This window comes from Vibrio sinaloensis (assembly GCF_000808535.1).
Classification (GTDB): domain Bacteria; phylum Pseudomonadota; class Gammaproteobacteria; order Enterobacterales; family Vibrionaceae; genus Vibrio; species Vibrio sinaloensis_D.
The window spans coordinates 63704-85749 of sequence record NZ_JWLV01000047.1; the positions used below are offsets into that span (position 1 = coordinate 63704).

The window sequence follows — 22046 nt, forward strand, 5'->3', positions numbered from 1 at the left end:
CTCCTTAAGCGTGCTGTTCGACAGTTGCCGAATGACGGCACAGGTAACGCGCGAAGGTGTCGTAACGTACCGACGCCTTGTATTGCTGCGCAATATCGAGACCATTTTGGCAACAGCGCTGCATTGCTTGCTTATCATTGAACACGTACAAGAGAGCATCGCACAGTGAGTCAACATCGTTAGGCTGGTATTTGACGCAGTTTTCGTTATGAGTCAGGACTTGATCCCAATAAGCATTGTCACTGGGGATAAGCACGCACATCCCAGCCGCAAGCGCTTCAAGAATCGATAAACCAAACGGCTCATTGTGGCTGGTCGAGACAAAAATGTTGGACTGGCGACGAATCTCATCTAGGCCGATAGGGTCTTGATGCCATTGGGTGTGGGGCAGTTCAACAGGCGCGTTTGAGACGGGCATATTGGTGTTTTGTGGCTGGATGTAGCAAATATTGAACGGCAGCGGATGCAGAGTGTGAGCCAATTTCACTGCATCGATTAAGGTATCGACACCTTTCCACTTCAATAGCGACGCTGCCCAAAAACCAACAGGGATGTCACGTTGGCATGGAGTGGGCCAGCGTGATTCAGTGATGCCGTTAACCGTCTCAAAATAGTTCTCAGATTGAATGAAAAGTTCAGACAATGCACCTACGTCACCGGTATTCAAGCTAGACCAGAAGTATTGTTCGATGGCGTTTTGAATGCTTCTTTTGGTTGAAGGCAAGAAAAAGACCGCATCAGCATTGACGAGGCAATAACCGATTGAACGAGAAAGCCCAACATTACCATGAACCCATTGAATCACGCGTTTGCCGGTCAGCTTCTTGACGAGATAAAGGGGCATGTCGATCCCCGGACCTGAAGCGCCAAGCAGTTGCGAGGTTTGGTAAAACCGCACCATAAAAAAAAGAACAACAACGGTCGCGATCAGTTGCTCAAACCAGTAAAGCAACCCGTTGTGATGTTGAGAGGTCCATTTGCAAAGAGGCAGCGAGCAGATTTTGGCATCATGCAGCTGGTGGAATTCACTTTTTTGCCAGTATTGCTTATCTGCGGTTAACACGATAAACCGCTGCGTTTGAGGGTTACATTGCGCAAGCGCGTCACTGGTGGCGACTTTAGAGCCGCCTTTGAACATGATGGGGTCATAAATGAGAGTTACTGGGCGCTTATCCATGTTGACCTCCCAAAAGACTGAAACGTCTTGCCATCACTGCTTTCAGTGGCTGAAAGGTACTCAAAACACCGATTGAGCGAACAGGTTTGTTTTGCCATAGGTTTAGGTAGACTTTCTCGATCGCGCGACAAGTCACTTCAAGGTCATGATGAGCGATAATGTGTTCATAGCCTTTGGTCGCCAAGTAGGCGCTCAGTTTCGGATTTGCCATCACGAGGCGCATCGCTTTGGTCATGCTCCGGATACCCACATTTTTGTACAGAAGTCCTGTTTCACCATGGCGGACAAATTCTGGAATGCCTCCTTCGTACGGGGCTATCACAGGAATGTTGGCCAATGATGCTTCCGCGATCACCAAGCCAAACGCTTCATTGCGGGCTCCGCTGATGAATGCATCACAATCTTTTAGCCATCCGACCACATTGCTCTGTTCCCCGACAAAGTGAATGCAGTGAGTGAGTCTTAGTAGTTCTGCTTGGTTTTCTAGGTTACTGCGCAGCGGGCCATCACCGATGACAACTAGGTGGGCATTTGGGTATTCCAACGTTAGATGTCTCAGCGCAGTCATGATTCGGTCAACGCCCTTGCGGTGAATCAAAGAGCCAACGGTGGCGAACACAAAGTCATCGTCAGGGATATTGAGTTGTTTACGCACATCGACCTTGGGTTGGTCAATGAGCGCTTGGGTGTCGATACCGTTATGCACAACGGATAGGTTGGATTTCGGATAGCCATCATCGAGTAACGATTGCGCGGCATGTTTACTGACCGCGATAATATGTGGGCTGGCGTTGATACCAAGCGTCAATCTGTCTCGCGCGATGTAGCTGCAATGCAGTTGCGTAACAAGCGGTATGTGCTTGATTTTGGCAGCGGCTATCATCCACTGGCAGGGAGCGGCGCTGTTGACATGAACAAGGTCGATGGACTCTCGCTCAATGATTTTGCAGCCGTATTCGATAAGATTAAGCCAATTTGCAGCGTCAAAACGAGGGGCTTTCCAGCCAAGCAGTAACGGAAACTGATTAACCTCGTTGTCGATGTTCATTATGTCGAGTTGTCGAGACAGGGTTTGATTATTGGTCCAAATAAATGGGTGGTACTGGCGGTCGTCGAGATATTTCACCAGATCTAGCAAGCAACGTTCGCTACCACGAATCCAATTATCACCATAATGAACAAACAGTATTTTCTTCGCCATAACGTGTCCTTCCTGTTCCAAATTTGAACGTTATAAGGAAAGAGCAAGTTAGGTGCCAAGTTGTGCTTTGAATTAAGTTGCTGATTAATAATGAATTGTTTTTTGTTTGCTGACCAATTTTCAAAATGAAAATCAGATTGATAGCACTCAGCTTTGGTAGGTGTCTAAAAGTTGCGGGATGACCGCTTGTTGAGAGAAAGCGTCTTGAACGGTTTGTTTGGCATTTTGTCGAATGGATTCGCTATCTGGGGAGGGGAGTTCAACCCATTGGCGATAAAACTTGGACAATTGGTCAAAGTCATCAAACAGATAGCCGTTTTGTTGATGATTGACCAGAGTATCCAAACTGCCAACGTTCACTGCCATTACAATGATTCCTCGCGCCATTGCTTCTAGTGCCGTCATTGGTAGTCCTTCAAATCGAGAACAGATAATGAGGACATCAATCTGTTCCCAAACGGCGTTCATATTGGTTTGGTGCCCATGGAACGTGACGTTAGGCGGGGCGATTTGTTGCAGCTTGCTTTCGTCTGGTCCAGTGCCATAAATATCAAATTGGCGCTGAGGAAGAGACTGAGCAAGCCTGACAAAGCGATCGGCGGCTTTTTCATGACTTAGTCGACCAACAAACGCGGTCTGTTTTCCTGATGAGGGAGTAACGGTACCAGTATCAATGAAGTTGTTAAACCGCTTTGCGGCAACAGGAAGCTTATCACTGATTGGCGAACTGACGGCAATTGAGGTCGATGAAATCATTGCAGAGTATCGGTCGAGAAGGTCATAGAGTTTTACCCACCCAGTTGGCGTTTCCCCTGCATGATAAGTGGAGATTTGGCGGATTCCAGTGAACAGTTTAGTGAGTTTACACAGCAAACTCGCTTTGTAGCCGTGAGCATGTAGAGCGTTAGGGCGATGACGTTTAACCAGCTTCAATAGGTTCTCGAACGCTTCCCCCTTTTGATTGGCTAAATAGTCACATGGAATATCGAGCGCTACCAGTTTGTCATACAAAGGGGAAGGACGTTGGTATGCGCGGACTAACCAAACTTTGACGTCGACACCGAAATGTTTCAACCCTTTGGCGAGCTCAATAACGTGACTCTCGATCCCGCCAAAGGTTAAGCTGTCGATGACCAACCAAACACTAGTCGGTGTATTGTTGCTCATCTTCTGCTTCCCATGCTTGCTTCTTGCGGTAAACCGTCGATGGGCTTAGTTCCAAAAGAACCGCTGCATTGAGAACATTACCATCGCAATAATCAATGGCTTGTTGAATGGCTTCTCGTTCAATCTGCCACATTGGACGAATATGCGTTGGCGGATTGTCTGCAACTTGCGATGGGGTATACGTGCTCTCTATTTCATCGATGATCGGCTCAGCAGGGGGCGCTTCAACAGAGTGTGGCGTCGGTGGTGGCGCAGTTCTGTTATTTTTAGCCGCTGTGGATTGGCGAACCTGCTCTGGCAAATGATCAACCGTGAGCTTGGTATCATCATTTAATACCACAATATTGCGGATGATGTTTTGCAGCTGCCTAACATTGCCCGGCCAACGGTAACGTTTGAGCAAGGTTTCCGCATCGCGATTGATTGCTCTAAACTGCTTGCCATCTTCTTTGGCGTACAGCTTCAAGAAATGGTTAGCGAGCGTGACAATGTCGTTACTGCGTTCGCGCAGTGGCGGCATGTCGACAGGGACGACATGGACTCGATAATAGAGATCTTCACGAAAGCGTCCTTCTTCGACTTCAACTAGGGGCTCTCGGTTGGTGGCGCAAATGATGCGGACATCCACTTTAACCTCTCGACTACCACCGAGTGGCGTAAACGTCCCAGTTTGAAGAAAACGCAGTAACTTTTTCTGCATCTCCAAGTCCATTTCGCAAAGCTCGTCTAAAAATAACGTACCGCCGTGGGCTTGTGATGCTGCGCCTTTTCGGTCTGTCGTTGCGCCCGTGAATGCGCCTTTTACATGGCCGAAAATTTCACTTTCCATCAGATCTTTCGGGATCGCTCCGCAGTTAATCGCAACGAACGGTTTGTCTGAACGTTTGCTCTCTTTGTGAATGGCTTCCGCGCATACCTCTTTACCTGTGCCACTTTCACCAACGATGAAAACACTCGCGGTGGTCGGTGCGACCGAGTCGATGATTTTGTAAACACCTTGCATTGGCAAACTGGAACCGATGAAACCATGGAAACGGTTTCGGTCAAATTTCGTTTCTATATCTTCCACCAAGTGCTCGAGTTTCACTTGTTGCAAATGAAGGTTGATGGAAGTCTTCAGGCGGTCTGCATTGATGGGTTTTTCAAGGAAGTCTTTCGCCCCTTTTTGCACTAGGCTAACGGCAACATTCACTGAACCATGCGCGGTAGCGACAATCACGGAAGTGGGAATTTGCTGTTCGTTGATCCAATCCAAGATGTCTTCACCATCCATATCTGGCAGCTTAAGATCGAGAATAACGAGCTGAGGAACATTTCGTTCAATGAAGGCGATGGCTTCGCGTCCCGTTTCAACATGGAACAGGTCGTATGGTTCATCTTTGATGTACTGCTTGTACAAAATAGCGAGCGACGTTGAGTCTTCAATGAGTAATACTTTTGGTTTCATGGGGTAATCCTTCGCCACCTTATTTTGTGGATTCAGTGAATCCTTTCATTTTTCGTTGTTCTAGGGCTTCGAGTGAGTCATTGGCCACTTGCTGCAGTTCTTCTTTTAGCTCGAACGCAAGTTGGCACTGCCCATCTAAGCATTGGTGCTCAATTTTCCGTGCGATATTCGACAGTGATCGGTTACCCAGCGCGAGAGAAGAACTGCCTAGTGTGTGCGCTTCAAACTCGAGCGTTTGCTTGTCTTTGTTGTCCATCGCAAGGTAGATTTTTTCGAGACGCTGGTGGGACTCTTCCAAATAGTGGTCGATCAGAAGCGGAATGACGTCCGCACTGGTGTCTTCAATCATCTGCTGGAGTATTGCTTCGTCGACGAGTTCCAAATTGATAGTGTCCTTCTCGATAGGATGAGTATCCATGTTTGGCATTAATGCTTCATCCGTTAGTGTTACGTCCTGTTGCATATTTACTATAGACGTATCTTCGCTAGCTTGCGTAGCCTTTGCGATCGATTTATTGGTAAATAGGTCAATTTTTTCAACAAGTTGTGACAAGCGAAGGGGTTTGGAAATGTAATCGTCCATGCCGCATGCCAAGAATTTTTCTTTGTCTCCCGCGAGGGAGTGCGCTGTTAGGGCGATTATTGGTGTACTGGCACTGCGAGCATCTGGCATGGCTCGAATGGCTTGGCAAGCTTGTATACCATCCATTTCGGGCATGGAGATGTCCATGAAAATCAAATCATAGTTGTATTGTTTCACTTGATTGACGGCTTGGTGCCCATTTTCGGCAATGTCTATCTTTAGGTTCAACCGTTTGAACATCTCTTTAATAACCAGTTGGTTGGCCTTGTTGTCTTCTGCAACCAAGATGGCAAGATCATCTCGCACCGCCGTTTTAGTGTTCTCGTTGCTTTCGCTGGTGCTCGACTCTTCATCGGCGAGCTCTAGCTGGATGGTGAAAGCGAAGGTACTGCCGACATTGGGTTCGCTTTGTACATTGACGTCCCCATCCATCAGGTTACAGAGTCGCTTACAGATCGCTAAGCCAAGCCCTGATCCTTCTTTGCTTCGAGAGTAACTTTGGTCAACCATGGTGAACTCATCGAAGAGGTAGTCTATGGCGTTTTTGCTGATGCCGATTCCAGTATCAGAAATTTCACACTTGATGGTGGCATGGCTGCCCTCGCTAGCGGTGCTGCTTACATGGATGCGAATACTGCCTTCATGGGTAAATTTGACGGCGTTTCCAATTAGGTTGAGTAGAATCTGTTTTACTCGGTTTTTGTCTCCGAGCACCATCACAGGGACGGACGGTTCAATGTAGCAGTGCAGCACCAATCCTTGAGCTCGCGCTGTTGGGTAGAAACTGTCTGTAACACTGGTAATACAGCGATGTAAGTCAAAAGGGCGGTTTTCGAGGATCAGCGTATTTGACTCCATGCGGGTGAAGTCGAGAATATCGTTAATGACAGAGAGCAAAAAGTGGCCAGACTCGGTGGCCGTGTTGACGAGTTTTTGCTGTTCTTTGGTCAAATTTGTCTCTTCTAGGATATTGAGAATGCCAAGCACGCCATTCATGGGCGTACGAATTTCATGAGACATTGAAGCGAGAAAACGACTTTTTGAGCTGCTCGCTTGTTCCGCGTCAGCTCTGGCGGTGTTGAGGTCGATGTAGTCTTTCTCGAGTTTGGCGGACATGCTATCAAAAGCGCGTGCCACATCACCCAGTTCGTCGGGGCGTTGATCGTTTAATTGGAAACCCGGTCCACTTTGACCAAGTGTATGTGCCGCCGTTGCCAAGCGGGTCAAACTTCGTGTTAAGTAGGTACCTAAAACAAATGAAAATAGCGCCACCAGCACCACTTCAATCGACGCAATGGCGATGATGGCTTGTTTGGCCTCACTCAACATGGCACTAATGGGCGCAGTTTCAAAGCCGATATCGACCGTCGCGAATTCCGTTGTTCCAACACTGATAGGGACTCGAACATCAAAAACACCATCCGATACGTCATCTAGCGAGCGGTCTTCAATCATCTGGCGCGCCAGCAGATCTTTATCGCCAGCGTGCGCCATTTCCCTGCCATTTCGCAGTACTCTGACGTAAGCCACATCTTCAAGTTGAATAAACTCGTCAATGAGATCATTAAGCGTCGCGAGATCTGTGGACAATACTGCATTTTTCGCGGCATGGCTGAACATGGTCGCGGCTCCATTTGCGCGCTGTATCAACTGTTTTTCGTTTGATTGCGACAAGAAAGTCATGGCGTAGAAGGTCAGGACCATAAGCAGCGCAATTTCAATCACTGCGATGCCGAGGATGGTTTTGGTGCGTATAGACATAACGACCACCTATTGAGATAACAGATTGATGTTTAAGCGTCGAACGTCGTCCCAGTCTTGGTCTTGAGCTGGGACGAAGCCCTTAATATTGAGCGTAGAGAGTTGTTCAAGGGTTACTGGGTCATTCTCGAGCTTGTAGAGAGCTTGGCTCACTTCTTGGCGCGTTTTCTCTGCGACCCTAGGGTGTACAGCGATAGCATGAGGCGTGTAACCCTCAGTGACATAAATAGGTGTCAGTTGATCGCGTGTCTCTGCAGGCAAGGAGTTGAATGTGCGGAAAATACCGCCTCCTGCTGGGTAGAATCCTTTAGCGACCGACAGATAAACAGAATCATGCGAAGAGACGTACTCGGGCTTAAATGGAATATCAGATTGAGCAAGCGCCCCGCGGGTGAGGATGGAAGCCGCAAACGCTGCAGGAGAAGGAAACGCAAGAGTGGTGTTGGCCAGTTGTTCGATTGACGTGATCCCGCTGTCTTTTCTTACAACGATGATCCCTTTAATGAGTTTGTCTTTGGCTTTAGCGACGGCAAGATACCCAGTTTGCTCACTGTAGACACTGTAATGATAGGGATTCATGTAGGCGAAGTCGTAGTCGCCTTGCTCTAGTCGCTTCTCGAAGGTTGGAATATCAGAGGCGGTACTAAAGACGATTTTGTGGCCGGTTTGCGCGCTGATGTGGTCTAAAATTGGCCCCCATTGCTGCGCCAATCGACTGGCCGATTGTTGTGGGACAATGCCAAAAGTGTACACTTTGGCGTAGCTATGCACACTGATTAAGCCTGCCAGTATGACTAGAATTATCCTTTTCATCGTCGCTCCTAAGCCGAGTGTGCGAGTAAATCGTTGGCCAAAATTCGATTGCATAACTTTTCTCTCCAGCGCTTGGGCAAAAATGTCAGGCGGTTGAGTTCTCTAACCATTTCTTGACCTAACGTCGCTTGATGTTGGAGATTAAGGACGGAACCAAGCAATTGAATCGATGAGTGAGAAAGCAGCTCCGTTGCTTTGGAGAGTTGCCCCGAGGTGGTTTTCCCTCCCATGACCACCAAGATGGTATGATCGCAGGCATTTGCTACGACTTGCGCTGGGATATTACTGCGATTGATCTGCAATAGCGGTGAGGTATCGCAAATGACCCGATCAAAATCATTGAGCCAACTTTCAACATTGACAGAAAGTTGAGCAGGGTCTCGATAGCTTAATAACTCCGCTTGCTGGCTAGGAACCGGAAGCCCTGTAAAGAGTTGGTGAGACTCTTTGTGCTCAAGTAGTACGCCACATTGTGCATGGAGTGTGTTTGAAACCAACCCGGCAGATTCAAACGCCGGATGGAAGGTGTTCAAATCCACTATCAAGGTTTTCAATCCTGCGAGTAGGTAACGTTCCGCCAGTGCGGTTGCTACAGACGTGACGCCGTCACCTGATTGGCAAGCTGTAATACAGAGAGAACGGCTTTGGCTCATTTCTGCCGCCAAGTAGATTTGTTCAATTTCGCTGTGCGTTGCAGGAATCATTACAATGCTCCTATCAGTACAATCGTGGTCGTCAGTCTTAGGATGTCCTCAAGCCCAACACGTGCCTTCTCTAAGAAACTTTCGCCACGGTCAGGGACATAAATGGTGTCACCAGAGCGAAGTACAGGCAGTTGGTAGATATTGGCTGTTTTGCTGAACTCGATAAGATCAAAGGTACGAGCTTGACCTTGGCAGCAAGACATATTGACGATCGATATCTTCTCTAGGTAAGCGCGCTCAGCAGGGCCTCCCGCCTCTGCTAGCAAGTCCAAGATGGTCATGTTGTCATCGAAGACGTAACGGCCCGGTTTGTTGACGGCGCCAAGCACTCTTACGGTGGACTCTTTCGAGCGGTCGAGCCAAATCTTGTCTTTCTCAGGAATGTAGATGGTGTCGCCCATCGTCACGTTGGGTAGCAGGCTTTCGTCGCCAGTTTCAAAATAGAGCGACAGATTCAATCGGCTCACTTTCGAGTAACTCTTATCGCGATGAGTGATGCGAATGTTGTGGATGTCGGCGTCTTTGGTTGGGCCATCAGCCGCAGACAAAATATCCAAAAAGTGCATGTCTTTAGTGAAGCGGTAGCGGCCTGGTGCGTTAACTTGGCCAAACACGTAGATTGACGCATCTGAGCTTTGGCGCACCCACTGGGATTTGTTGTCCGACGGGTCTTGCGGAAGGTCGTGAATACGCACAATAGAGCCCGCTGAGATTTGAGGAAGTTCGGCAGGGCGAGCGCCGTTGAGGATAAACTCATCTAAGTTGAACACTTCCATGCGTCCGGCTTGTGTTACGACCTCGATCTTTGATGTATCAGCTCGCAGTGTTGGCCCGCCAACGTGAGAGAGCAGGTCAATCAGGTTCATTTCATCAGACCATTCAATGCGCCCCGGACGAACCACTTCTCCCATCACACTAACGGCGCGGTCTGGTGCGATTTTTAGCCATGACTTCTCGTTCATGTCCGTTTTCTCAGGAACAAAAATCGCATCACCCGCTTCAATTTTCGGCGGACTACGACGTGAGAGCCCTTCGGTGAAGGCCGTCAAATCAAACTTCACAACTTGGCCGTTAGCCTTGATCAAACGAATCTGGCGAGATTCTGCAAATCGAGTAGGGCCGCCAGCATTGGCCAAAATATCCATGAATGACGCATTGCGTTTACCTTCATAAGCGCCGGGGCGAGCAACTTCACCCATGATGTAAATGACATTTGCCCCAGCTTTGATTTCGTCTTCTTGTTTCGGCACAAAGATGGTCGCACCGGGCTTCAAAGTCGGAAGCAATGACACGTCACCGCTGTCAAGGTAGGTTTTAAGGTTGAAAAGCTGTGGCGCATTGTTGGTGATGACGCGAATTTGCTCGACGGAAGCGTAGCGGGTCACACCTCCGGCACGCATGAGAATATCGACCAAGTCAGTATTGGCTTTATAACTGTATGAGCCTGGCGCATTCACTTCGCCAAATACTTTAATCGCTGTGCGTCCATCTGCGCTGTCGCCTGCATCGGCCAGTTTACTTGAGTCAAATTCTTGCTCGATGTTGCCCACCAAAGGAGAGGTCGGGACGAAAATGGTATCGAGAGAGTTGAGTTGAGGAAGGATGGTTTCATCACCCGAATCAAGAAAAGATTTGTAATTGAAGGTGATCTTTTCTTTGCCTCGCTTGATTAGCAGATTGTTTAACTGCGCGCCCGGACGGATCCCGCCTGCGGCATGTAAGGCCATTTGCACATCGGCGCTTTTCGTTAAGGTATATTCACCCGGAGAATTGACATAGCCTTGCACAGAAATGAGAATTTGCTGTTCAGCAACGAAAACAGAAGCGGAAGAAAGATCTCGATAGACTTTTTCCAACGCATCTAACACGGTTCGCTCGAGTTGTGCTTCGGTATATCCAGCGACAAACAAGGTCCCCACTTCAGGTAAGGTAATGCGCCCGCGTTTGTCGACTTGAAATCCTTTGTTGAGCGACGCTTCTCCTGGTAGATCAACTTGGATGAGGTCACCCACTTGAACGCGCACTGTTTCTTCTGCGTGCGAGTTCGGTAACCCGATGACCACTAACAGCGCGATGAGAATGAGCTTAGTCCATGGCATGGTAACCTCCTTGAAGCGGCAGGTCTTTTTCTTGGGTATCAATAACTTCGATGCTTACTCTGCGGTTGGTCAGTTTAACGCCCTCTGAATTGCCTTCGTGCAACGGCAGCGTATCTCCAACAGAGTGAGTCGCGATTCGGGTTGGCGCTAGGCCAAATATAGAGAGGTAGCGCTTAACTTGTTGAGCTCTTTCCAACGCTAGCTTTTCGTTGTACGCCACGTCGCCTACGGAGTCAGCATGGCCGGTCACTTTTAAATTCAAGCTTGGGTGGTCTGCGAGCATATTCGCCGCTTTAGCCAAATGCCCCATGTATTTCGGGTTCACTTCAGAGGAGTTAAAGGCGAACTGATTGTCCACGTTGAGCAGATTAAACAGCTCATCAATCACCGCTAAACGTTGATGGAAAGCACCTTCGTCCATCGGAGGGACACACTTGGTTTGTGATGTGACGTAGTCAAGCTGCAGTTCGAGCTCGTTGAGGCGCTTTCTTTGAATCACAATATCGTTGGCAGCATCAAGAAGAAGCCCTCCCTCAAGCTCGCGAGCGATGCGGTTTTGCTTTTCGATTGCTTGCACGACCGCGGCAGGGAAACACCAGCGAGCGCCTTCTCGGATCAGAGAGTCAAGATGAAGTTTAGTGAGTTGCCAGTCAAAGCGTAGACCGTGTTCAGGGCCTAGCGGCTCGTCTGGCATCACAGGAGTGAACTTCGATTGAATGTAATTTTCTGCGAGACCGCCCTGGCTTTGTTGCGGGTAACTGGTACACCCGACAACGCTCGCAATAGATACAGCTAGGGCTATGTATTTGATGTAAGAAACCATGCCAACTTCCTTTGTTTTATTATTTTAGTGTTTGCTTGAGTTCACCGGAATCGCTTGATCGATTCTCAGTAAGTTCATAATTTCCAGTGGTTGACCGGAAACGTTCTCTAAACGCATGCCACGTTGGCGTTCGATCAATCGTTTGTATAAGTAAACAATGGCACCGACTCCCGAAGAGTCCAGAAATTGCACTTGGCTAAAGTCGATTTCGATCTCGCGATCACTTTTGTCTGCAATGATTTCATCGATATGGGGCTGGGCACTGCGGCTACCGGCAGCATCTAAATTTCCGTTGATGACAAGAGTAAGAACAGTGTCGCTTGCTTCAATTTTACGTAGTTCCATGATGCTATCTCCTTGTTGGGTTGATATCTAAAAAGCAGAATACGTGCCAAAAATTAAAGCCTTAATATTCAATAGCTTAATATTATTTACTTGTGGCTTCTCAAATTGAGAACGGCGTTTTTCTCAATTTGATAGCCAGTTTTTGTGAATAGGAAAATGTGTAATTGATAGAGAACGTTTTATTTAACTAACTAGATCTAGCTCGTAATGATGAAAGGGACAGATTGAAGCGTAGTAAACAGGCAACGCAAAATGGCCCGGTCACAATCAACGAGCGTTACTCATGAACTATCAACTCACGAGCCTTGCTGCTTCAGTCCTTATCGCCTTGTCTATGTCAGCAAATGCTGCGAATGTCGATGACTTTCTTGTCGCGGTGCCGCTAGCACACAGTTACGATCAAAAAATCGAGGTGTCAGAATATTGGAAAAGCGAGAAGCTTGATGGCATAAGAGCGATTTGGACGGGTAAGCGCCTCGTTACACGCAACGGGAACCCAATACATGCGCCCGACTGGTTTGTAGAACCGCTTCCTCCATATCCTCTTGAGGGAGAACTGTGGGCAGGAAGAGGTAACTTTCATCTGGTTCAACAAACCGTGTTAGACACCAAACCAACGGACGCGGCGTGGCGTAAAATCGATTACATGTTGTTTGATATGCCGGAGGCCGCCGGAGACTACCAGAAGCGATACCACAACGTGATCTACTTTACCCGAGCCAGCAAGCGAGACCACATTAAGTATATTGAGCACACTCCAATAAAAAGTGAAACCGAGTTGTTCGGCTATTTAGATACTATAGATAGTGCAAAGGGAGAGGGGGTGATGCTGCGGAAAATCACCAGTCGCTATCAAGCTGGCCGAAGCAACGATCTTTTGAAGTTAAAGAAACACCAAGATGCAGAAGCTCGAGTGGTTGGATACAAAGTTGGCCGAGGCAAGTACCATGGGCTGATGGGCGCTTTGCTCGTTCAACTGAACTCGGGGATCAAATTCTACATTGGCAGTGGGTTTAGTGACATTCAACGAAAAGATCCCCCTGAGTTAGGTTCGGTGATTACCTTTCGCTACAACGGCTATACGCAAAATGGTGTCCCCAAGTTTGCTCGGTTTGTGCGAGAGCGTGTCGAATGACCTCTAGTTGCGCGTTGGTGATGCGCCGCAGCGTTTAAACAGCGTTTTCCAGTAATTGACGTGATCGGCGATGGCCTGCCTAAACTCTGTATGAAGCGTATCAATGGGGTAGGTGTAATCAGCGTTGGCATTGCGAACAAAATCGAGTTGCGGTGAAACTTGAAGGTACAGACGATCGAGTTTGGCGAAGTAGGGCTGCAACTGTTCAACGTAGTAAAGCTGAAAGACATTTCGCAGTGTTTTGAACCTTGTGTCATTTCTTCCGACGCCACACACTATGACAGCGTCATACTGTTCGAGTTGTTGAGTAATCGCTGCTAGCTTGGACGAGGCATTTTGCATCGAATAACTCAAAGAGCCGACCAGCGGTTGTTTTTCTATCACTTCTTGATAGTCGGTTAGTACAGTGTCCCTGCTTTCAACTTGGGAACGTGAGATCGCTTGGTGGGTTTTTGAAACCGCTTGTAGCCCTTGTTTTAACTCAGCAGAAAGTGACGACATGTCTGTCGCTACCCAGTTGCTGCCATTAAGTTGCGCGCGCATTTCTTGGCTGACAAAAACAAGATTATTGAAATGATCTGGCAGTTGACGCCGTTTTGCATCAAGAACCACTTTTAGCTCTGCTTTCATTTCTTCAGAAATCTCAGGCGAAGCCAGACAACGCGAGAGGCCAGCGACGAGCTGAGTTTGGTAGTCGAGATTACGAAAAGCGTCTTGTACTTTCCCCAATATGGAGTTTTTCTCCGCGATCAAGTTGAAGAGATCGCATTTCCTCAACTCATAGCTGTCTAAAAATCCGAATGGAATGTCTGGGGCCTCCATCATCAATTGTCGCTTCTCGGGTAAGGCAACGAGAGCATTGTCAGGCAGTGTTATGTCAGGCGATTGCTGCACGTTTGAGATACGACTGGTATAGGTTGAGAAACTCGCGTCAACAGGGTGTTGATTCCACCAACATCCAGAAATAAAGACGGTGCCCAAAACAGTCACAACCCAACGCATAAAAAACCTCGATACAATTCACCTTCTCGAAATCATACGCGTATAGATAAAAAAAAGGCCAGTTTAAACTGACCTTTAAAAGCAAATTAGGGTTTATTTAGCGGCCAACTCCAATTGAATCGTCTCAGGCTGTTTATGCATCCAGTGGAGTCGGACTCCGAGCATAATTGCCGCAGAAGACAGACCAATAATAAAGCCATACCAGAAACCATGTGCGCCCATTGGCTCAACAATCCAGTCTGTCATGCCCAAGATATAACCCGCAGGTAATCCCAGAATCCAATAGGCGATAAAGGTACGATTGAAAATCGCCGCCATATCTTTGTAGCCGCGCAATGCGCCAGCGGCAACGACTTGTATGGCATCGGTGACTTGATAAACCGCCGCCAACAATAAAAGTTGTAGCGCGATTTCGATAACGGCTCGGTTGTCTGTGTATAGCAACGCAACTTGTTCACGAAATAGTACCGTCAACGCAGCGGTAATGAGCGACAGTGCAACTGCCACAATCAGACCCACACGAGAGGCGACTTTTGCACCGTCGACATTATTCTCACCCAGTCTATGACCTACGCGGATACTGGTTGCAGCGCCAATACTCATTGGCAACATAAATACCAGTGATGAGAAGTTAATAGCAACTTGGTGTGCGGCGACAACTAAAGGCCCGAGGGGCGCGACGAGAAGAGCAACAACCGCAAAGAGTGTCACTTCAAAAAACATCGCAGCGGCAACAGGGAAGCCAAGTTTGAGCAAGCGAATCAGGGGTTTGAGCTCTGGGCGATGAAACTGACCAAACACGTTCACGTGTGCGACTCGGTTTGATGTCAGTACATAAAACAGCAGCATTGCAAACATGATCCAGTAAACAATCGCTGTCGCCACACCACAGCCCACACCGCCAAGTGCTGGAGCACCAAATTTTCCGTAAACAAAAATCCAGTTCAACGGAATATTAAGCATCAGACCAATAAAGCCAATCACCATCGCAGGTTGAGTCAGAGACATACCATCAGTAAAACTGCGCAGTGCTTGGAAAAGCAAAAATGCCGGAACAGCAAACATCACCGCAGACATATAGCCATTGGTTTTTTCTGCCATCAGCGTTTCGACATCCATTAAGCCTAAAATCGTTTTGGTTTGAAATAAAACGGCGATGATCGGCACTGAGATGATTAGCGCCATGGCCAGACCCTGTTGGATCTCATAGGGAATTTTTACTTGTCGGCCAGAACCATTGAGCTGAGCGACAACGGGCACTAACGCCATGAGCAATCCGACCCCAAATAGTATCGATGGTAGCCAAATGCTGGCCGCAATGGATACCGCCGCCATGTCTGTAGCACTTACGCCACCCGCCATCACGGTGTCAACAAAACCCATACCAGTTTGTGCCACGGAAGCAATTAATACGGGGGTCGCCAATTTAACTAGGGTGTTGGCTTCTGTTTTATAACGATGCACGTAGAACTCCAAAGGAAGCAATCTTTTCAACACAATGCGGAGTGAACGCGATTGAAAAGAGAAAAGGAAATTTAGCTTTGCGCTATTGTGCCGAATGATAAAGAAATGTCACACTAAGCACCATCAAAAACTGAAGGATCTGTATATGTTTACGGGAATTGTGCAAGGCATGGCGGAAGTGGTTGCCATAGAAAAGAAAGAAGCGTTCCAAACCCACAAACTTCGATTGATTGGGGAAATGAATCAGGGCTTGTCCATTGGTGCTTCAGTTGCGCACAATGGCTGCTGCCTTACCGTTACCGAAATCGAAGGCGAGATTGTTTCGTTCGATTTAATGCAAGCTACGTTGAAACTGACAAACTTAGGTGAGCTTCAAGTGGGAGACTGCGTAAACATTGAACGAGCCGCTAAGTTTGGTGATGAGATTGGTGGCCACAGTATGTCTGGTCACATCACGTTGGTCGGGGAAATCGTCGATGTCATCGATACTCCCAACAACCGAACAATTTGGTTTGAACTACCTCAAGCGTCAATGAAATACGTATTGGCGAAAGGGTATATTGGTTTGGATGGTTGCTCTCTCACTATCGGGGAAGTAGAGCAGAACCGCTTTTCTGTTCATTTAATTCCTGAGACGCTGCAACGCACACGGTTTGGACAGCGTAAAGTGGGAGAAAAAATCAACGTTGAATTTGACCCACAAACACAAGCTATCGTTGATACGGTTGAACGGGTGTTAGCGAGTAAACAGCTGGGATAAAGAGTGTTAGATTCCGGCGTTACTAGCCGGAATTATCACCCATCAACGTCCGTGTTGATGAAGGTAGAACGTTAAAAAATTTGCTCATCGTCTGCATCAACAAACAACTCAATGGAGTCCATTTGCTCATTGACCATCATATTGAGATGGATAGCATGGCAACATGCAGGGCAGTCATCGTAAAAGTTTTGACTGCCGTTAGACGCATCCAATGTGATTGAAATGGAATGTCCGCAATGGGGACAAGAAACGACTTTCTCGGTGTAATTTCGCATAACTCTCTTCCTTACTTCTCGATGAGATAAATGGCTTTCAAGGTGAAACGTCCATGTGACACTTCAATCTTAAGTCGAGAAGTTAGTATTAGATGTGAATTAAGTACAAACTTTGATTTGGCTAATAAATTTCAAAACTGGGTATAACCAGCGTCTATTATTGCCTCTTTTCTGTTTGACAAAACTTACCATCAACACTTGTAACCAATTGTTAAATATAGGTTTTGCTAAAATTACTAGTAAGATAATATCCGATTAATCAACTTCTGTGATTGTTCTAAATAGTGTCCACCAAATTGATTGTAGTGATTCAATAGGTGATACAAGCTGTAAATATCTTTTCGTTCAGAGTATTTAAAATCAAGAGGTAAGATACTCTCGTAGCCTTGATAGAATTCTGGCTGGAACCCCTCGAACAACTCGGTCATTGCAATATCGCACTCTCTGTCGCCCCAGTAGCAGGCTGGGTCGTAGCAAATCGGGCCAAAAACGGAATTAGCGACGTTACCATGCCACAAGTCACCATGTAGGAGTGACGGGGTGGGTTGATGAGTGGCTAATTGATCGTGTACGACTTCAATAAACTCGTTGATATCGACTAGATTGACGCCCTTTTCTCTGACCAACTGCAGTTGCCATCCGATACGTTGCTCAGCAAAAAAGCGCGCCCATTTGCGGTCCCATTTATTGGGTTGTAGCGTCGCGCCAATGTAATTATCGTGATCAAATCCGTACTCTTTTTGCTCTCCCCACTTGTGGAGGCGCGCAAGTTGTTGACCGAACAAAAAGCTGTTCTTGTCATCATCTAACTGCTTAGTCGGGAGGTAGTTAAGAACGATAAAAGCGTTTTGCTTTGATTTGCCCGTTAGAATGACTTCGGGTACAAAAACGGTATTGCTCTCACGCATGATGCGGATATTCTCCGCTTCGATTTCAAACTTGGATAAGAATTGACGCGTATTTACTTTGACGAAATAACGTTGCTCTCCGTCTGAGACCATGTAGCACTCGTTAATATCACCTCCCGAGACACGGACCTTTTCTTCAATATTAAATGAAAACATCAGAGTTTCAGACAGCTGCTGAGCTATGGCTTGCCACATACTTGTTCTCCATTGAATACGCAACATACTCATTGTAGAAGATGGTTCCGCAGTAAACTGGACAGGAGTGCAAAAAATTCAATCATTTAGCAAATTTTCATGCTTGATTAGGCAAACTGTGACCTGAATCGCTTCTATCTGCTATGAATTAGAACAGTATTTCGAACTAAGCAAAATTGGTCTATTTAGACTTATCGTGTTCAAAAGCAAAGAATTAGTGCAGATATTGGGTTTAAATACACAATATTAACGATTGTTGGGGAAATTATCGGCAACCGAATCCCCATGAGTTGTGTAAACTTATTGATATGGCATAGTATTAAAAGGTATTGTGTCGTCATAATGATAAATGGAGATGTGCTGTGGTTGTTGAAACCGATGGTTACTTGGCTTTGATCGAGCACTTAGCGTTTAATTTAGACGTGTTTGCATCTGATGATGGGGATACGGGTTCAGAAAGCGTAGAAGATGTGGTAACCGACATGGTTGCTAGTAACATCATGGCTATTTTTGAACAAAACCCTGAGCTGCACTCAAGTGTTCGTTTCCAACTGTTGAAAGAAGCTGACTCTGTTGTCGAAGATTTGGGTGAAGTATTGGCTGGTGTCTGGGCCAAGCCCGCGACTAACGGTCAGATCGAGTTTTTAGACGAATACATCGCCCTCGTAAAGAACCTGTTTGATTCTGCTGTCGCGAAATACGATTAAACCAAGTCAATTCATTTCAGGCGAGGAAATCACTCGTCTGAAATGCCAAAATTTTGAAGCCCAATATGGGTTATCTAGCCTCGAAATAATCACCCCTTTTGATGTCGAGGCGTGCATAAACTGCTTGTTTCCCACATAAATACCCACATGCCTGACGTTGGGCGACGTTTTAAAAAACGCTAAATCTCCGATTTGTGCTTCGTCGTATGCGAGCTTAGCGCCGACCTTTACTTGCTGCTTTGTTGTTCTTGGTAGCGATAGATTGAGCGCATCATGAAACGCAACTTGCACAAAAGCAGAGCAGTCAACACCATTCAATGAGCTGCCGCCCAGTCGGTAGGGAGCTCCTTGCCAAAGCTGATACACGTCCAAAAACGCTTCCTTCATCTCCGTATGGAAAGGGCTACTACTCTGGTTTGCTACCAGTTCGTCAATACTTCCATGCTCTGGTGATGACGTGCATCCAAAGAGAGAAGTAAGGGCTATCAGTGTTAAGCAACTCGAAACTTTTTTCATGCAACATTAATGACTTATTAGTGAAATCTTTCTGTCATGAGCGCTAAATAGTATTTCGCCATATAAACTTACGTATTACTTTAGGTTAGGCTTACATGGCTCAGACATCTGGCAAGCGATCCTTGTCACTTATTCAGTCACTTAGCGCAATTTTTATTACCATCACTCTACTCGTCGTGACCCTCTCTGTCACTACCGTCAAGGGGATAAACCGAGTCAGCGACCAGTTTACTGTTCTTTCGGATAACGCATTACCGCTCTCTATGACTAACGCTAAGCTTACGCAGTCTATCCTAGAGCAAGTCAAACAACTGAGCTACAGTCGGCAAGCCGAGACGCTTGGTGATCTTAGTGACATTGAGTCAACCATCACTAATTTGGGACAGGAAAGCCAGGGGTATGTCCAAGATGTTGTCGCCACCTCAAGAGACTTTTCTCAGTCAATAAAAACGGAACAACTTGAGCAGCTTGAAGTAAACCTTGATTTGCTGCGGAGCAACACGAATAGCATTCTAGATACCCAGCGTAGGCTGCTGCAGATGCAAGAAATGATCGATTCACAGGTATCAGGGTTTCGCTACGGACTTAGCTCAATTGGTCCAGAGATGAATCGCATTAGCTCTTTTTTAACGGGAGACAACCCTGAATCAGCCGATGCAGCGAACCGCTTTATCGCTAGTGCCAGCTCTATGGAAAGCACGTTTTTGGTTTTGATGATGCAAACCGATTTAGCCAAGGCATTGCCAGAATATAAAGAAATGCGTAATCGCATCGCAGGCATCCAGTTAGCGTTCGACGACTTTGCGCAGTGGCATCCAGAAGTGGAAGAGTTTGCGAGCTTAACCGCTCCTTATGAGATGGTGAATTCGGGCTTCAAGGATGATGGAGTATTGCAGCAAATCCTAGCAAAACTCGAACTGATGCAGACACAAAGAGCGCTCAATAGTGACGTTGTGACATCGGCAAACGAAACAATTTTGTTGCTCAACGCGATCTCCAATCAAGCGGAGCAGCTAGTTCACAAAAGCCAGCAAGACGTTTCTACTACAATTGATTACATCGCATTCATCGTGTTGGTGAGCGGCGTCGGGCTGGTGGTGTTAATCGTTGTTTCTTGGCTGGTGCTAAGAGGCTGGGTTAACCTTGGATTACGCAATATTCTTAAAAGCCTATCACGCCTTACTCAACATGATCTTACCCAACAAGCAGAACGGGTCGGTCCGTATGAGATGCAAGAAATCGCGCTTCAGCTTAACGACGTTGTGGAGTCAACCAGATCATCCATCGCTAGCGTGACAAGAAATTGTGAAACCTTATACCAAACGGCCGAAATCAGTCACGACGCCGCAGAGTCATCCAATCAAAGCTTAACCATCCAGAACCAATCTTTGGCCAGTATGGTAGAAACACTCTTAGAGTTGGAACAGTCGATATCTGAAATCACAACAGTAACCAATGAGTCTTATTCGGAGTCAAAGGTTGCGGCTCAGCATTCTAGCCACGGTGTTCAGGCCATTGAACAGAATCAGCAACGACTTAAATCGCTAGAAGCATCGTTGAACCTAAATGATGCCTCTATGGAGGAGCTTGATAGCCGCGTTAAGCAGATTCGAGAGATGGTCGATATGATTTCAGGGATAGCAGAAAATACCAATTTGTTGGCGTTGAATGCGGCGATTGAAGCAGCAAGAGCAGGTGAGCAAGGGCGAGGGTTTGCTGTGGTTGCCGACGAAGTCAGAAAGCTCGCCAGCGATACCTCGCAGCAAACGTCGAACATTCGTGAGCGAATGAATGAATTGGTCGCAGCGGCAGAACACTCACGAACGGCAGTGAATCATTCTCGCCAAGAAATGTCGCACGCCCTAGAGTCGAGTGATTTGGTTAAAGTCGCCTTTGAAGATATTGAGACCGCGGTGAACCAAATTCGTTCTAGAGTAGAGAAAGTGACCATCGCCACCGAAGAGCAAAAAAGAGCGACCGCTGAAGTTAGCGAAGCAGTGGCCCTTGTTTCGGACCAGGGTGTGAAGACCAAACTTCAATTGGAATCCATGGTTGAGAGCGCTCAGCAAGTCTCCAACATTGCTGGTCAGCAGCAAACGCAATTGCACAAATACCGACTCAATTAGGCTAGATTAATGTTGGCGAAAAGGCTGGGTGAGCATCTTGTCCAGCCGCTGTTCTTCACGGCGTTGAAATAGCGGAATACCAATTTTAACCTTGTCATGACCGAGTTCAGGCTGGGCGCGATAGGTGCCAAACCATTGATCCCAAACAGACAAGAAAAAGCCGAAATTAGAGTGCGTCTCTTTGACAATGACTGAATGGTGCACTCGATGCATATCTGGCGTCACAATCACACGGCGCAACCATCGGTCGATATTGAGGGGCAACTTTGCATTACTGTGATTAAACATCGCACTGGCATTGAGCACGATTTCAAACACCACAATCGCGATTGGCGAAACGCCCAGAATGAAGATAAACGCGACTTTAATCCACATCGACATCAAAATTTCGATAGGGTGGAACCGAGTGCCAGTGGTGACATCAATATCTTGATCGGCGTGGTGCATTCTGTGTAAGCGCCATAGCCAAGGAACGCGGTGAAACACCAAGTGCTGAAGGTATATCACCAGATCGAGCAGGATTACACTCACTAAAAGTTCGACGACCCAAGGCAATTCCAGCGTATTAAACAAACCGTAGTGGTACTGCGTTGCTCGCGTTGCGGCTTCAAAGGCCAAAATAGGCATAAATAAGCTGAGACAAATCGAGTTAAATGCGATTAGCCCAAGATTGTTCGCCCAACGGTAGAGTTTGTTCTGAGTTAGTACCTTTCTTGGCGTCAACCACTCCCATAAGGCGCAGGCCGCTAGTACGGAGAGAAATACAGTCAAACGAATCATTTCCGGGTTGTGCATAGGATGAGTTCCACACTTTATCTTGCAACTTGAAGCCTGACGG

20 protein-coding genes are annotated in these 22046 nt (G+C 47.0%); 4 read left to right on the forward strand and 16 right to left on the reverse strand.

Annotated features, from left to right (window positions below):
* Positions 1-4: 4 nt before the first annotated feature.
* From RJ47_RS18255 to RJ47_RS18300, 10 genes are all read right to left on the reverse strand, one after another.
* Positions 5-1177, reverse strand: a complete 1173-nt coding sequence (locus tag RJ47_RS18255) for a glycosyltransferase family 4 protein (protein ID WP_039486039.1) — start codon at positions 1175-1177, stop codon at positions 5-7.
* Positions 1170-2378: a glycosyltransferase gene (locus tag RJ47_RS18260; protein WP_038134534.1), complete on the reverse strand. Its 1209-nt coding sequence runs from the start codon at positions 2376-2378 to the stop codon at positions 1170-1172. The genes RJ47_RS18255 and RJ47_RS18260 overlap by 8 nt, the downstream gene beginning before the upstream one ends.
* Positions 2379-2525: 147 nt before the next feature.
* Positions 2526-3545: a glycosyltransferase family 4 protein gene (locus RJ47_RS18265; protein ID WP_039486041.1), complete on the reverse strand. Its 1020-nt coding sequence runs from the start codon at positions 3543-3545 to the stop codon at positions 2526-2528.
* Positions 3523-4992 (reverse strand): sigma-54-dependent transcriptional regulator, encoded by a 1470-nt coding sequence (locus tag RJ47_RS18270; protein ID WP_039486043.1) that lies wholly within the window; start codon positions 4990-4992, stop codon positions 3523-3525. Before RJ47_RS18270 ends, RJ47_RS18265 begins: the two co-directional genes overlap by 23 nt.
* Before the next feature lie 19 nt (positions 4993-5011).
* Positions 5012-7336 carry a response regulator gene (locus tag RJ47_RS18275; RefSeq protein WP_039486055.1) on the reverse strand — a complete coding sequence of 775 codons (2325 nt, stop codon included), beginning with the start codon at positions 7334-7336 and terminating at the stop codon, positions 5012-5014.
* Between the two features lie 9 nt (positions 7337-7345).
* Positions 7346-8149 carry a phosphate/phosphite/phosphonate ABC transporter substrate-binding protein gene (locus RJ47_RS18280; RefSeq protein ID WP_039486058.1) on the reverse strand — a complete coding sequence of 268 codons (804 nt, stop codon included), beginning with the start codon at positions 8147-8149 and terminating at the stop codon, positions 7346-7348.
* Positions 8150-8157: 8 nt separating this feature from the next.
* Positions 8158-8853, reverse strand: coding sequence for a chromosome partitioning ATPase (locus RJ47_RS18285; RefSeq protein ID WP_005473835.1), 696 nt, complete (start codon positions 8851-8853; stop codon positions 8158-8160).
* Positions 8853-10952 (reverse strand): SLBB domain-containing protein, encoded by a 2100-nt coding sequence (locus RJ47_RS18290; RefSeq protein WP_005473843.1) that lies wholly within the window; start codon positions 10950-10952, stop codon positions 8853-8855. The genes RJ47_RS18285 and RJ47_RS18290 overlap by 1 nt, the downstream gene beginning before the upstream one ends.
* Positions 10939-11775 (reverse strand): OmpA family protein, encoded by an 837-nt coding sequence (locus RJ47_RS18295; protein WP_039486061.1) that lies wholly within the window; start codon positions 11773-11775, stop codon positions 10939-10941. The genes RJ47_RS18290 and RJ47_RS18295 overlap by 14 nt, the downstream gene beginning before the upstream one ends.
* 24 nt (positions 11776-11799) lie before the next feature.
* Positions 11800-12120 (reverse strand): STAS domain-containing protein, encoded by a 321-nt coding sequence (locus RJ47_RS18300; RefSeq protein ID WP_005473746.1) that lies wholly within the window; start codon positions 12118-12120, stop codon positions 11800-11802.
* 283 nt (positions 12121-12403) lie between these two features.
* Between RJ47_RS18300 and RJ47_RS18305 the strand changes: the two genes are divergently transcribed.
* Positions 12404-13255, forward strand: a complete 852-nt coding sequence (locus tag RJ47_RS18305) for a DNA ligase (protein WP_039486063.1) — start codon at positions 12404-12406, stop codon at positions 13253-13255.
* A 3-nt stretch (positions 13256-13258) separates the two neighbouring features.
* Here the strand turns inward: RJ47_RS18305 and RJ47_RS18310 are convergent, their stop codons facing one another.
* The gene (locus tag RJ47_RS18310) at positions 13259-14257 is read right to left on the reverse strand and encodes a DUF3080 family protein (protein ID WP_039486066.1); all 999 of its coding nucleotides are present in this window, start codon (positions 14255-14257) and stop codon (positions 13259-13261) included.
* A 93-nt stretch (positions 14258-14350) separates the two neighbouring features.
* Positions 14351-15721 (reverse strand): MATE family efflux transporter, encoded by a 1371-nt coding sequence (locus RJ47_RS18315; protein WP_039486069.1) that lies wholly within the window; start codon positions 15719-15721, stop codon positions 14351-14353.
* 145 nt (positions 15722-15866) lie between these two features.
* On the opposite strand from RJ47_RS18315, the gene RJ47_RS18320 reads away from it, so the two are divergent.
* Positions 15867-16481 carry a riboflavin synthase gene (locus RJ47_RS18320; protein ID WP_039486072.1) on the forward strand — a complete coding sequence of 205 codons (615 nt, stop codon included), beginning with the start codon at positions 15867-15869 and terminating at the stop codon, positions 16479-16481.
* Between the two features lie 71 nt (positions 16482-16552).
* Here the strand turns inward: RJ47_RS18320 and RJ47_RS18325 are convergent, their stop codons facing one another.
* Both RJ47_RS18325 and RJ47_RS18330 read right to left on the reverse strand, forming a co-directional pair.
* Entirely contained in the window at positions 16553-16756 is a 204-nt protein-coding gene (locus tag RJ47_RS18325; RefSeq protein ID WP_038134565.1) for a CPXCG motif-containing cysteine-rich protein, read from the reverse strand.
* 236 nt (positions 16757-16992) lie between these two features.
* Positions 16993-17859, reverse strand: a complete 867-nt coding sequence (locus tag RJ47_RS18330) for a fructosamine kinase family protein (protein ID WP_038134567.1) — start codon at positions 17857-17859, stop codon at positions 16993-16995.
* A 362-nt stretch (positions 17860-18221) separates the two neighbouring features.
* On the opposite strand from RJ47_RS18330, the gene RJ47_RS18335 reads away from it, so the two are divergent.
* Positions 18222-18566, forward strand: coding sequence for a DUF3802 family protein (locus tag RJ47_RS18335; protein WP_038134570.1), 345 nt, complete (start codon positions 18222-18224; stop codon positions 18564-18566).
* 6 nt (positions 18567-18572) lie between these two features.
* Here RJ47_RS18335 and RJ47_RS18340 read toward each other — a convergent pair whose 3' ends face one another.
* Positions 18573-19082, reverse strand: coding sequence for a C40 family peptidase (locus RJ47_RS18340; RefSeq protein WP_039486075.1), 510 nt, complete (start codon positions 19080-19082; stop codon positions 18573-18575).
* Positions 19083-19177: 95 nt separating this feature from the next.
* Here RJ47_RS18340 and RJ47_RS18345 point away from each other — a divergent pair, with 95 nt between their 5' ends.
* A complete protein-coding gene (locus tag RJ47_RS18345; protein ID WP_039486078.1) occupies positions 19178-21208 on the forward strand; it encodes a methyl-accepting chemotaxis protein in 2031 nt (676 codons plus the stop codon).
* A gap of 6 nt (positions 21209-21214) precedes the next feature.
* Here the strand turns inward: RJ47_RS18345 and RJ47_RS18350 are convergent, their stop codons facing one another.
* Positions 21215-22003, reverse strand: a complete 789-nt coding sequence (locus RJ47_RS18350; RefSeq protein WP_038134578.1) for a sterol desaturase family protein — start codon at positions 22001-22003, stop codon at positions 21215-21217.
* Positions 22004-22046: the final 43 nt, after the last annotated feature.

Bases quoted from the DNA above. Each gene is read 5' to 3' on its own strand.
- RJ47_RS18265 (WP_039486041.1), bottom strand. From the start codon at position 3,545: ATGAGCAACAATACACCGACTAGTGTTTGGTTGGTCATCGACAGCTTA.
- RJ47_RS18320 (WP_039486072.1), top strand. From the start codon at position 15,867: ATGTTTACGGGAATTGTGCAAGGCATGGCGGAAGTGGTTGCCATAGAA.
- RJ47_RS18330 (WP_038134567.1), bottom strand. From the start codon at position 17,859: ATGTGGCAAGCCATAGCTCAGCAGCTGTCTGAAACTCTGATGTTTTCA.
- RJ47_RS18260 (WP_038134534.1), bottom strand. From the start codon at position 2,378: ATGGCGAAGAAAATACTGTTTGTTCATTATGGTGATAATTGGATTCGT.
- RJ47_RS18310 (WP_039486066.1), bottom strand. From the start codon at position 14,257: ATGCGTTGGGTTGTGACTGTTTTGGGCACCGTCTTTATTTCTGGATGT.
- RJ47_RS18340 (WP_039486075.1), bottom strand. From the start codon at position 19,082: ATGAAAAAAGTTTCGAGTTGCTTAACACTGATAGCCCTTACTTCTCTC.
- RJ47_RS18270 (WP_039486043.1), bottom strand. From the start codon at position 4,992: ATGAAACCAAAAGTATTACTCATTGAAGACTCAACGTCGCTCGCTATT.
- RJ47_RS18325 (WP_038134565.1), bottom strand. From the start codon at position 16,756: ATGCGAAATTACACCGAGAAAGTCGTTTCTTGTCCCCATTGCGGACAT.
- RJ47_RS18255 (WP_039486039.1), bottom strand. From the start codon at position 1,177: ATGGATAAGCGCCCAGTAACTCTCATTTATGACCCCATCATGTTCAAA.
- RJ47_RS18280 (WP_039486058.1), bottom strand. From the start codon at position 8,149: ATGAAAAGGATAATTCTAGTCATACTGGCAGGCTTAATCAGTGTGCAT.
- RJ47_RS18295 (WP_039486061.1), bottom strand. From the start codon at position 11,775: ATGGTTTCTTACATCAAATACATAGCCCTAGCTGTATCTATTGCGAGC.
- RJ47_RS18290 (WP_005473843.1), bottom strand. From the start codon at position 10,952: ATGCCATGGACTAAGCTCATTCTCATCGCGCTGTTAGTGGTCATCGGG.
- RJ47_RS18305 (WP_039486063.1), top strand. From the start codon at position 12,404: ATGAACTATCAACTCACGAGCCTTGCTGCTTCAGTCCTTATCGCCTTG.
- RJ47_RS18350 (WP_038134578.1), bottom strand. From the start codon at position 22,003: ATGCACAACCCGGAAATGATTCGTTTGACTGTATTTCTCTCCGTACTA.
- RJ47_RS18275 (WP_039486055.1), bottom strand. From the start codon at position 7,336: ATGTCTATACGCACCAAAACCATCCTCGGCATCGCAGTGATTGAAATT.
- RJ47_RS18285 (WP_005473835.1), bottom strand. From the start codon at position 8,853: ATGATTCCTGCAACGCACAGCGAAATTGAACAAATCTACTTGGCGGCA.
- RJ47_RS18345 (WP_039486078.1), top strand. From the start codon at position 19,178: ATGGCTCAGACATCTGGCAAGCGATCCTTGTCACTTATTCAGTCACTT.
- RJ47_RS18300 (WP_005473746.1), bottom strand. From the start codon at position 12,120: ATGGAACTACGTAAAATTGAAGCAAGCGACACTGTTCTTACTCTTGTC.